Annotated in this window: 15 protein-coding genes and 1 pseudogene; all 16 read left to right on the forward strand. The window is 44.9% G+C overall.

Annotated elements, in window-relative coordinates; genetic code table 11:
* The first annotated feature begins 14 nt into the window (after positions 1-14).
* The 16 genes and pseudogenes from NYE38_RS00835 to NYE38_RS00910 all read left to right on the forward strand — a co-directional run bounded on the left by NYE38_RS00835 (position 15) and on the right by NYE38_RS00910 (position 9,753).
* Positions 15-668 carry an adenylate kinase gene (locus NYE38_RS00835; RefSeq protein WP_007410407.1) on the forward strand — a complete coding sequence of 218 codons (654 nt, stop codon included), beginning with the start codon at positions 15-17 and terminating at the stop codon, positions 666-668.
* Complete coding sequence (gene map / locus NYE38_RS00840; protein ID WP_007410408.1) at positions 665-1,411, forward strand: type I methionyl aminopeptidase; 747 nt, start codon at positions 665-667, stop codon at positions 1,409-1,411. Before NYE38_RS00835 ends, map begins: the two co-directional genes overlap by 4 nt.
* 64 nt (positions 1,412-1,475) lie before the next feature.
* Positions 1,476-1,758: pseudogene (locus tag NYE38_RS00845) on the forward strand (RNA-binding protein).
* Complete coding sequence (gene infA / locus NYE38_RS00850) at positions 1,736-1,954, forward strand: translation initiation factor IF-1 (RefSeq protein WP_003156508.1); 219 nt, start codon at positions 1,736-1,738, stop codon at positions 1,952-1,954. Before NYE38_RS00845 ends, infA begins: the two are co-directional and overlap by 23 nt.
* A 33-nt stretch (positions 1,955-1,987) precedes the next feature.
* On the forward strand, positions 1,988-2,101 hold the full coding sequence (gene rpmJ / locus NYE38_RS00855) for a 50S ribosomal protein L36 (protein WP_003156543.1): 114 nt from the start codon (positions 1,988-1,990) through the stop codon (positions 2,099-2,101).
* Positions 2,102-2,123: 22 nt separating this feature from the next.
* A complete protein-coding gene (gene rpsM / locus NYE38_RS00860) occupies positions 2,124-2,489 on the forward strand; it encodes a 30S ribosomal protein S13 (RefSeq protein WP_003156545.1) in 366 nt (121 codons plus the stop codon).
* Positions 2,490-2,509: 20 nt separating this feature from the next.
* Positions 2,510-2,905: a 30S ribosomal protein S11 gene (rpsK, locus tag NYE38_RS00865; RefSeq protein ID WP_007410409.1), complete on the forward strand. Its 396-nt coding sequence runs from the start codon at positions 2,510-2,512 to the stop codon at positions 2,903-2,905.
* Positions 2,906-3,081: 176 nt separating this feature from the next.
* Positions 3,082-4,026 (forward strand): DNA-directed RNA polymerase subunit alpha, encoded by a 945-nt coding sequence (locus NYE38_RS00870; RefSeq protein WP_003156549.1) that lies wholly within the window; start codon positions 3,082-3,084, stop codon positions 4,024-4,026.
* Between the two features lie 77 nt (positions 4,027-4,103).
* Positions 4,104-4,466 (forward strand): 50S ribosomal protein L17, encoded by a 363-nt coding sequence (gene rplQ / locus NYE38_RS00875; RefSeq protein WP_003156550.1) that lies wholly within the window; start codon positions 4,104-4,106, stop codon positions 4,464-4,466.
* 131 nt (positions 4,467-4,597) lie between these two features.
* Positions 4,598-5,443, forward strand: coding sequence for an energy-coupling factor ABC transporter ATP-binding protein (locus NYE38_RS00880; protein WP_007615256.1), 846 nt, complete (start codon positions 4,598-4,600; stop codon positions 5,441-5,443).
* Complete coding sequence (locus NYE38_RS00885; protein WP_017419474.1) at positions 5,419-6,288, forward strand: energy-coupling factor ABC transporter ATP-binding protein; 870 nt, start codon at positions 5,419-5,421, stop codon at positions 6,286-6,288. Before NYE38_RS00880 ends, NYE38_RS00885 begins: the two co-directional genes overlap by 25 nt.
* Positions 6,285-7,082 (forward strand): energy-coupling factor transporter transmembrane protein EcfT, encoded by a 798-nt coding sequence (locus tag NYE38_RS00890; RefSeq protein WP_014304219.1) that lies wholly within the window; start codon positions 6,285-6,287, stop codon positions 7,080-7,082. Before NYE38_RS00885 ends, NYE38_RS00890 begins: the two co-directional genes overlap by 4 nt.
* A 12-nt stretch (positions 7,083-7,094) precedes the next feature.
* The gene (truA, locus tag NYE38_RS00895) at positions 7,095-7,838 is read left to right on the forward strand and encodes a tRNA pseudouridine(38-40) synthase TruA (RefSeq protein ID WP_017419475.1); all 744 of its coding nucleotides are present in this window, start codon (positions 7,095-7,097) and stop codon (positions 7,836-7,838) included.
* Between the two features lie 159 nt (positions 7,839-7,997).
* Entirely contained in the window at positions 7,998-8,435 is a 438-nt protein-coding gene (gene rplM / locus NYE38_RS00900; RefSeq protein WP_003225844.1) for a 50S ribosomal protein L13, read from the forward strand.
* Positions 8,436-8,455: 20 nt separating this feature from the next.
* Positions 8,456-8,848, forward strand: coding sequence for a 30S ribosomal protein S9 (gene rpsI / locus NYE38_RS00905; protein ID WP_003225846.1), 393 nt, complete (start codon positions 8,456-8,458; stop codon positions 8,846-8,848).
* 137 nt (positions 8,849-8,985) lie between these two features.
* A complete protein-coding gene (locus NYE38_RS00910; protein WP_017419476.1) occupies positions 8,986-9,753 on the forward strand; it encodes a class I SAM-dependent methyltransferase in 768 nt (255 codons plus the stop codon).
* The last annotated feature ends 13 nt before the right edge of the window (positions 9,754-9,766 follow it).

The following is a 9,766-nucleotide window of genomic DNA, read 5'->3' on the forward strand; positions in this document are numbered from 1 at the left end:
CGGGGGAAATCCGAATGAACTTAGTCTTAATGGGACTTCCTGGAGCCGGTAAAGGCACACAGGGAGAACGAATTGTTGAGGATTATGGGATACCTCATATCTCAACGGGAGATATGTTCCGTGCTGCTATGAAAGAAGAAACACCACTCGGACTCGAAGCAAAGTCTTATATTGATAAAGGCGAGCTCGTACCGGACGAAGTCACAATCGGCATTGTCAAAGAAAGACTCGGCAAAGATGATTGTGAAAGAGGTTTTCTTCTGGACGGATTTCCGCGAACAGTCGCTCAGGCTGAAGCTCTTGAAAACATTCTTGAGGAATACGGCAAGCCGATTGATTATGTCATTAACATTAAAGTAGACAAAGACTCTTTAATGGAACGTTTGACTGGACGCAGAATTTGCAGTGTTTGCGGCACAACCTATCATTTGGTTTTCAATCCGCCGAAAACGCCGGGTGTTTGTGATAAAGACGGAGGAGACCTTTATCAACGGGCAGATGATAATGAGGAAACCGTCTCAAAACGGCTTGAGGTCAACATGAAGCAGACTCAGCCTTTACTCGATTTTTATTCTGAGAAAGGGTATCTTGTCAACGTCAATGGCCAGCAGGACATTAACGACGTGTACAAAGATGTGAAAGAGCTTCTTGGAGGATTGAGCAAATGATTATCTGTAAGACCCCTCGTGAGCTTGGCATCATGCGGGAAGCAGGGCGAATCGTGGCTTTGACTCATGAAGAGATGAAAAAGCACATTAAACCAGGAATCTCGACAAAAGAATTGGATCAAATTGCCGAACGTTTTATTGAGAAGCAGGGTGCAATCCCATCTTTTAAGGGGTATAATGGGTTTCGCGGGAGCATTTGTGTATCAGTTAATGAAGAACTCGTTCACGGAATTCCCGGTAAAAGGGTTTTGCGTGACGGTGACATTATCAGCATTGATATCGGTGCTAAATTAAATGGTTATCATGGTGACTCTGCTTGGACATATCCGGTAGGAAACATCAGTGATGATGATAAACGACTGCTGGAAGTGACAGAGGAGTCTTTATATAAAGGCTTGAAGGAAGCAAAACCAGGTGAACGTTTGTCGAATATTTCCCACGCAATACAAACGTATGTCGAAAATGAGCAGTTTTCAGTTGTTAGGGAGTATGTCGGACATGGTGTTGGTCAAGACTTGCATGAGGATCCGCAAATTCCTCATTACGGTCCGCCAAACAAAGGACCTAGGCTGAAGCCTGGTATGGTTCTCGCTATAGAACCGATGGTTAACGCTGGCAGCCGATATGTGAAAACATTGGCTGATAACTGGACGGTTGTAACGGTAGATGGGAAAAAGTGTGCTCATTTTGAACATACGATTGCGATTACGGAAACGGGTTTTGATATACTGACAAAAGTCTAGATGATGAAATGAATTCCATGACACATGTTTTTCATTCCGCACCTGGGCAGATTGTAGGTTTACAATTGGTCGGAGGAAAAACCGGCTAGCTGCTGTTATCGGAATGACGATTCATCATCATGTACTAAAGCAGACGGAGAAAAGCGTACATTTCATTCTCCTTAGAAAAAGAATATCAATCATTCACCCTTTATGATTGCGTATCTCCGGAAGTTCAGAACAGTATAAACGAAACAGGGCGTGTGACAAACGGATAACTGAGATTTTCTCTTTTGAAATTTGTCAGAGAGCAAGTTACTGATTTGAAGAAGGGAGAACACTTGAATGGCGAAAGACGATGTAATTGAAGTGGAAGGTACGATAGTCGAAACTCTGCCAAACGCGATGTTCAAAGTTGAACTCGAAAATGGCCATACGGTTTTGGCTCACGTATCTGGTAAAATCCGCATGCACTTCATTCGCATTTTACCTGGAGACAAAGTTACGGTAGAATTATCTCCATATGACTTAACTCGTGGCAGGATTACGTACCGTTACAAATAAAGCACTCCGGAAACTGAAGGAGGTTGGAAACACATGAAAGTGAGACCATCAGTTAAACCAATCTGCGAGAAATGTAAAGTTATTCGCAGAAAAGGAAAAGTAATGGTGATCTGTGAAAATCCAAAGCATAAACAAAAACAAGGATAATTAATAAGGAGGTGCCCAGAGAATGGCTCGTATTGCTGGTGTAGATATCCCACGTGACAAACGTGTTGTTATTTCTTTAACATATGTCTTCGGAATTGGCCGCACAACGGCTCAGCAAGTCTTGAAAGAGGCTGGTGTTTCTGAAGATACTCGTGTGCGTGATCTTACTGAAGAAGAACTTGGTAAAATCCGTGATGTTATTGACAAACTGAAAGTAGAAGGTGACCTTCGCCGTGAAGTTTCTCTTAACATCAAGCGTCTGATCGAAATCGGAAGCTACCGCGGAATCCGCCATCGCAGAGGTTTGCCTGTTCGCGGACAAAACTCTAAAAACAATGCGCGTACTCGTAAAGGTCCGCGTCGTACTGTAGCTAACAAGAAAAAATAAGTAAGGGAGGTACCTAAACAATGGCTGCTGCTCGTAAACAAAACACGCGTAAACGTCGCGTGAAAAAGAATATTGAGTCAGGAATCGCTCATATTCGTTCAACTTTCAACAACACGATCGTTACGATCACTGATACTCATGGTAATGCTCTTTCTTGGTCTAGTGCCGGAGCTCTAGGATTCAGAGGTTCTCGTAAATCTACTCCTTTTGCTGCGCAAATGGCTGCTGAAACAGCTGCTAAAGGTTCAATCGAACACGGACTTAAAACTCTTGAAGTAACTGTTAAAGGACCAGGTTCTGGCCGTGAAGCTGCAATCCGTGCTTTACAAGCTGCCGGACTTGAAGTTACAGCTATCAGAGACGTAACTCCTGTTCCTCATAATGGATGCCGTCCACCAAAACGTCGCCGCGTGTAATTTGTTTGTATAGATTTTGTGTCCCTGTCAATAATGGGTTATGATACAGTTATTTATGAAACGAATGCACCGACTCGTTGCCTGAGCACATACGGGACTAAACAATGGGGAATTTCGGATGGAATCTCATATGATTCTATTCGAGGTTTCGACGTTTTGAAGGAGGGTTTTAAGTAATGATCGAGATTGAAAAACCAAAAATCGAAACGGTTGAAATCAGCGACGATGCCAAATTTGGTAAGTTTGTCGTAGAGCCGCTTGAGCGTGGATATGGTACAACTCTGGGTAACTCCTTACGTCGTATCCTCTTATCCTCACTCCCTGGTGCCGCTGTAACATCGATCCAGATAGATGGTGTACTGCACGAATTCTCGACAATCGAAGGCGTTGTGGAAGATGTTACAACGATAATCTTGCACATTAAAAAGCTTGCATTGAAAATCTACTCTGATGAAGAGAAGACGCTTGAAATTGATGTACAGGGCGAAGGAACTGTCACAGCAGCTGATATTACACACGACAGCGATGTTGAAATCCTTAATCCGGATCTTCATATCGCGACTCTTGGTGAGAATGCGAGTTTCCGAGTTCGCCTTACTGCACAAAGAGGACGTGGGTATACACCTGCTGATTCGAACAAAAGAGACGATCAGCCTATCGGCGTGATTCCGATCGATTCAATCTTTACGCCAGTTTCTCGTTTATCTTATCAGGTAGAAAACACTCGTGTAGGCCAGGTTGCAAACTATGACAAACTTACACTTGATGTTTGGACTGACGGAAGCACTGGACCGAAGGAAGCAATTGCTCTCGGTTCAAAGATTTTAACTGAACACCTTAATATATTCGTCGGTTTAACTGACGAAGCTCAGCATGCTGAAATCATGGTTGAAAAAGAAGAGGACCAAAAAGAAAAAGTTCTTGAAATGACGATTGAGGAACTTGACCTTTCTGTCCGTTCTTACAACTGCTTGAAGCGTGCGGGCATTAACACGGTTCAAGAACTTGCGAACAAGACGGAAGAAGATATGATGAAAGTTCGCAACCTGGGACGCAAATCGCTTGAAGAAGTGAAAGCGAAACTAGAAGAACTTGGACTCGGCCTTCGCAAAGACGATTGATCTAGTTTCCATGTGAACTAGGATTTTCGTGTGTTTTTTATTTAGAAACAGCATTCCATTAAAGGAGGGGACATCACATGTCATACAGAAAACTAGGACGTACGAGTTCACAGCGTAAAGCTATGCTTCGTGATCTTACAACAGATTTGATCATCAACGAAAGAATTGAAACAACTGAAACACGTGCGAAAGAACTTCGCTCTGTTGTTGAAAAGATGATCACTCTTGGTAAGCGCGGTGACTTGCATGCTCGTCGTCAAGCTGCTGCATACATTCGCAACGAGGTTGCTAATGAAGAAAATAACCAAGATGCACTTCAAAAATTATTCTCTGACATTGCAACTCGTTACGAGGAGCGCCAAGGCGGATACACACGTATTATGAAGCTTGGTCCTCGCCGTGGTGACGGTGCACCAATGGCAATCATCGAATTGGTTTAATCACATATTTTTGTGTATCTAAAGAAGGGCGGGACAGTTTCTAACTGGATCTATGCCCTTTTTTTAGATATCAGAACTTTTTATCATGAGACAGAAAAGCAGAGCTATAGCTGAGAGGAGGTCAGGCGCCCGTGGATCAAAAACAGCTTATATCCGTAAAAGACATTCTATTCCGATACCGCAAAGATGCAGAAAGACCGGCGCTGGACGGTGTGAGTCTGGAGGTATACGAAGGAGAATGGCTTGCTATCGTAGGCCACAACGGTTCAGGGAAGTCGACTTTGGCCAGAGCGCTGAACGGGCTGATTTTGCCTGAGGCCGGAGAAATTGAAGTCGGCGGCATCAAGCTGACTGAGGATACCGTGTGGGATGTGCGAAAAAAAATAGGGATGGTCTTTCAGAATCCCGATAACCAATTTGTCGGAACGACTGTTCGCGATGATGTGGCTTTTGGTTTAGAAAACAATGGTGTTCCGCGCGAAGAAATGATTGAGAGAGTAGATTGGGCTGTCACACAAGTCAATATGCAGGATTTTCTTGATCAAGAGCCGCACCATCTTTCCGGAGGTCAAAAACAAAGAGTGGCGATCGCGGGAATTATTGCCGCGCGTCCTGATATTATGATTTTGGATGAAGCGACATCCATGCTTGACCCGATTGGGAGAGAAGAAGTCCTTGATACTGTCAGACGCTTAAAAGATCAGGGCATGGCCACCGTCATTTCGATAACACATGACCTGGAAGAAGCCGCAAGGGCGGACAGGATCATTGTGATGAACGGCGGCAGGAAATATGCAGAGGGCACGCCTGAAGAGATTTTTAAATTAAACGAAGACTTGGTTCGCATCGGTCTTGATTTGCCTTTCTCATTCCAGCTCAGTCTGCTTTTGAAAGAAAGCGGACTGGCTTTAACGAAAAACCATCTGACTCAGGAAGGGCTGGTGAATGAGCTGTGGACATTAAAATCAAAGATGTAGAACACCGCTATCAAATGAAAACACCGTTTGAACGGTTGGCTCTGTATGATATCAATGCCGTGATAAAAGAGGGCAGCTACGTTGCCGTCATCGGGCATACAGGGTCGGGCAAATCGACGCTCCTGCAGCATTTAAACGGTTTGCTGAAACCGACTAAAGGACAGCTTGAACTCGGGAGCACGATTCTGGCAGCCGGTAAAAAGAATAAAGACCTTAAGACTTTGCGAAAAAAAGTCGGAATCGTTTTCCAATTTCCCGAACATCAGCTGTTTGAAGAGACTGTGCTGAAGGACATCGCATTCGGACCGATGAATTTCGGTGTAAAGAGAGAAGACGCTGAACGGAAAGCAAAAGAAATGCTGGGGCTTGTGGGCCTTCCGGAAGACATTTTGGATCGTTCACCGTTTGAGCTCAGCGGCGGCCAGATGCGCAGAGTGGCGATTGCCGGCGTTCTCGCGATGGAGCCGGAAGTGCTGGTTTTGGATGAACCGACGGCCGGTCTTGATCCGAGAGGGCGCCAGGACATTATGGACATGTTCTATGCGCTTCATCAGCGGGGAAACCTGACTACCATTCTCGTCACCCACAGCATGGAGGACGCCGCCCGCTATGCTGACGAAATGATCGTCATGCACAAAGGAACCATTAAAGCGACGGGGAGTCCGCGTGACTTGTTTGTAAAAGGTGAAGAGATGGCCGAAATGGGACTGGATCTTCCTGAATCGGTAAAGTTTCAGAGACGGCTTGAGAAGGCTCTCGGAGTCAAGTATGAGAAACCCATGCTGACCCTGCAGGATGCCGCCAGTGAAATTAAGGCTTTCTTTCAGGAGGAAAAGGACCAATGATGGACAGCATGATTATCGGAAAGTATGTTCCCGGATCATCGCTTATTCACCGATTGGACCCGCGAACAAAACTTGTCAGCATCTTTCTTTTTGTATGTATCGTTTTTTTAGCAAACAACGTACAGACGTACGCTTTGCTCGGTTTGTTTACATTCGGGGTGATTGCCTTAACACGCGTGCCGTTCAGCTTTTTGCTGAAGGGGCTTAAGCCGATTATCTGGATTGTGGCGTTTACCTTTTTATTACACATTTTCATGACACATGAAGGATCTGTCATTTTTCAGCTTGGCTGGTTTAAAGTGTATGAGGGCGGACTTATACAGGGGATTTTTATCTCCCTCCGTTTCGTTTACCTTATCTTTATGACGACGCTGCTGACGCTGACAACAACGCCGATTGAAATAACGGATGGAATGGAGCAGCTCCTGAATCCTTTTAAAAAGGTGAAGCTGCCCGTACACGAACTCGCATTGATGATGTCGATATCGTTGCGATTTATCCCGACATTGATGGAAGAGACAGATAAAATCATGAAGGCGCAAATGGCAAGGGGTGCGGACTTTACAAGCGGTCCGGTGAAAGACAGAATCAAAGCGGTTGTTCCGCTGCTTGTCCCGCTGTTTGTCAGCGCCTTTAAACGCGCGGAAGAGCTCGCGGTCGCTATGGAGGCGAGAGGCTACCAGGGCGGTGAGGGGAGAACGAAATACAGAAAGCTCGTCTGGACCGGAAAGGATACCGGAGCTATTCTGCTCATCATCGTATTAGCCGTGTTATTGTTTTTCTTAAGAAGTTAGAGGTGCTGCTGAATGAGAGTGAAATGTACCATTGCTTATGACGGGCATTTATTTAACGGATATCAGGTTCAGCCTGGAAAGCGGACCGTTCAAAGTGAATTGGAAAAAGCGCTGGCCGTCATCCATAAAACGGACGGCAGAGTGCCTGTTTACTCATCCGGCCGCACGGACAGCGATGTTCATGCTGCCGGACAGGTCATTCATTTTGATACGCCGCTGTCCATCCCGGCTGAGAAATGGCCGTTTGCGCTCAATGCCCTGCTGCCTGATGATATTGCCGTCAAAACAGCAGAGATTGCGGATGATGGGTTCCATGCACGATTTAGCGCGGTCCAAAAGGAATATCGCTACATTGTATATACGGAGAAACACCCGGACGTATTTAAACGACATTACGCTTACCATTTTGCATATCAGCTTAATGTGCAGAAAATGAGGGAAGCTTCAAGGCACCTCATCGGGACACATGATTTCACAAGCTTTTGCGCGGCTGATACCGCGGTTCAGGATAAGGTCAGAACGATTTACGAGCTGGATTGGACTGAGACCGGGGACGGCCTGCAGATGCGGATCACCGGAAACGGTTTTCTCTATAATATGGTCAGAATCATTGCCGGAACGTTATTGGATACAGGAGCTGGAAAATTTTCTCCCGATGATGTAAAAGCAATGCTCGAAGCGAAAGATCGCGAAGCCGCGGGGCGCACCGCACCGGGGCACGGGCTGTATTTATGGAGCGTTTGCTATGACAACTAAACCAGGTGTAACATTTTCTTGACAGAGTCTGCATAAAGTTATAAGATATCATATGGTATGTATTTCAACCCCACGATAAGCCCCGGAACTTATTGTGTTGTGAAATAGAACGTAATCGTAGATTATTGAAAATGACAGATCATTTAGGAGGGAAATTCAATGCGTACAACACCTATGGCTAACGCAAGTACTATTGAACGCAAGTGGTTAGTTGTTGATGCTGCTGGCAAGACTCTAGGACGTCTTTCTACAGAAGTTGCATCTATCCTTCGCGGGAAACACAAACCGACTTACACACCGCACGTTGATACTGGAGATCATGTGATCATCATCAACGCTGAAAAAATCGAGTTAACTGGTAAAAAGTTAACTGATAAAATCTACTACCGTCACACTCAACATCCAGGCGGATTAAAATCAAGAACAGCTCTTGAAATGCGTACAAACTACCCTGAGAAAATGCTTGAGCTTGCTATCAAAGGCATGCTTCCAAAAGGTTCTCTAGGTCGTCAAATGTTCAAAAAATTGAACGTATACCGTGGTTCTGAGCATCCACATGAAGCACAAAAACCTGAAGTTTACGAACTTCGCGGTTAATTAAAAAGGAGGTTACCAATTTGGCACAGGTTCAATATTACGGTACTGGCCGTCGTAAAAGTTCTGTAGCGCGTGTGCGCTTAGTTCCAGGAGAAGGTCGTATCGTCGTTAATAATCGTGAAATCAGCGAGCACATTCCATCTCCGGCTCTAATCGAAGATATCAAACAACCATTAACTTTAACTGAAACAGCTGGTACTTATGATGTTTTAGTAAACGTACATGGAGGCGGCTTATCTGGTCAAGCTGGAGCAATCCGTCATGGTATCGCTCGTGCTTTGCTTGAAGCAGATCCAGAATACCGTGCAACACTTAAACGTGCTGGTCTTCTGACTCGTGACGCTCGTATGAAAGAACGTAAAAAATACGGCCTTAAAGGCGCTCGTCGTGCACCTCAGTTCTCAAAACGTTAATCGTTTTGGATTGCAAAAACCACAACTTCTTGGTTGTGGTTTTTTTGTATTTTTTTCTCATATTCAAGAGGTTATCCGATGTTTTTCTAGAATTGTTTGTTATACTCTATTCATTACCAATAAGGAGCGCAGTTATAATGAATAAGTTAGTCATACATAACAGCAAGGCATGGGATAAAAAAGTCGAAACAGGCAATGAATGGACGGTTGCGGTTGATTCTCATACGATTGGTGAAGCGAAAAAAGGCAATTGGAGCATCAGGATGACCCCCGGAAAAGATGTGCCGGCGGATTGGTTTCCGCCCATAGACGGTCTGAAGGTTCTTTGTCTCGCTTCAGGAGGAGGACAGCAAGGCCCGGTCCTGGCTGCTGCAGGAGCGGATGTCACCATCTTTGACAATTCGGAAAAACAGCTTGCGCAAGACAAAATGGTTGCCGAGCGGGACGATCTTACGCTTCGGACTGTCAAAGGCAGCATGAATGATCTGAGCTGTTTTGATGATGAGTCATTTGTTTTTATCGTGCACCCGGTATCGAATTGCTTTGTTGATACGGTTCTTCCTGTATGGAAAGAAGCTCATCGCGTATTGAAAAAAGGCGGGTCTTTAGTCTCCGGTTTTGTAAATCCCGTCGTGTTCTTATTTGATATGGATTTAGAGCAGGAAGGCGTACTAAAAGTAAAGTATTCCATTCCGTTTTCGGATGAAAAAGATCTGAGTAAGAAAAAGGTAAAGGAACTTATTGATAATCATGAAGCGCTTGAATTCGGCCATACGCTGGAGGATCAAATTAAAGGCCAGATTGACGCAGGCTTTATGGTTGCCGGTTTTTACGAAGACAAAGGCGGCCTCGTGCTGGATGAATACATTAATACATACTCCGTAACAAGAAGCATTAAAATATAAAAACGGCATCCCG

This window comes from Bacillus sp. EU63 (genome assembly GCF_038592915.1).
In the GTDB taxonomy this organism is placed as follows: Bacteria; Bacillota; Bacilli; order Bacillales; family Bacillaceae; genus Bacillus; species Bacillus velezensis.

What these genes read in the sequence shown, in the direction of transcription:
- NYE38_RS00835 (WP_007410407.1), top strand. Translation starts at nt 15, where the DNA reads ATGAACTTAGTCTTAATGGGACTTCCTGGAGCCGGTAAAGGCACACAG.
- map (WP_007410408.1), top strand. Translation starts at nt 665, where the DNA reads ATGATTATCTGTAAGACCCCTCGTGAGCTTGGCATCATGCGGGAAGCA.
- infA (WP_003156508.1), top strand. Translation starts at nt 1,736, where the DNA reads ATGGCGAAAGACGATGTAATTGAAGTGGAAGGTACGATAGTCGAAACT.
- rpmJ (WP_003156543.1), top strand. Translation starts at nt 1,988, where the DNA reads ATGAAAGTGAGACCATCAGTTAAACCAATCTGCGAGAAATGTAAAGTT.
- rpsM (WP_003156545.1), top strand. Translation starts at nt 2,124, where the DNA reads ATGGCTCGTATTGCTGGTGTAGATATCCCACGTGACAAACGTGTTGTT.
- rpsK (WP_007410409.1), top strand. Translation starts at nt 2,510, where the DNA reads ATGGCTGCTGCTCGTAAACAAAACACGCGTAAACGTCGCGTGAAAAAG.
- NYE38_RS00870 (WP_003156549.1), top strand. Translation starts at nt 3,082, where the DNA reads ATGATCGAGATTGAAAAACCAAAAATCGAAACGGTTGAAATCAGCGAC.
- rplQ (WP_003156550.1), top strand. Translation starts at nt 4,104, where the DNA reads ATGTCATACAGAAAACTAGGACGTACGAGTTCACAGCGTAAAGCTATG.
- NYE38_RS00890 (WP_014304219.1), top strand. Translation starts at nt 6,285, where the DNA reads ATGATGGACAGCATGATTATCGGAAAGTATGTTCCCGGATCATCGCTT.
- truA (WP_017419475.1), top strand. Translation starts at nt 7,095, where the DNA reads ATGAGAGTGAAATGTACCATTGCTTATGACGGGCATTTATTTAACGGA.
- rplM (WP_003225844.1), top strand. Translation starts at nt 7,998, where the DNA reads ATGCGTACAACACCTATGGCTAACGCAAGTACTATTGAACGCAAGTGG.
- NYE38_RS00910 (WP_017419476.1), top strand. Translation starts at nt 8,986, where the DNA reads ATGAATAAGTTAGTCATACATAACAGCAAGGCATGGGATAAAAAAGTC.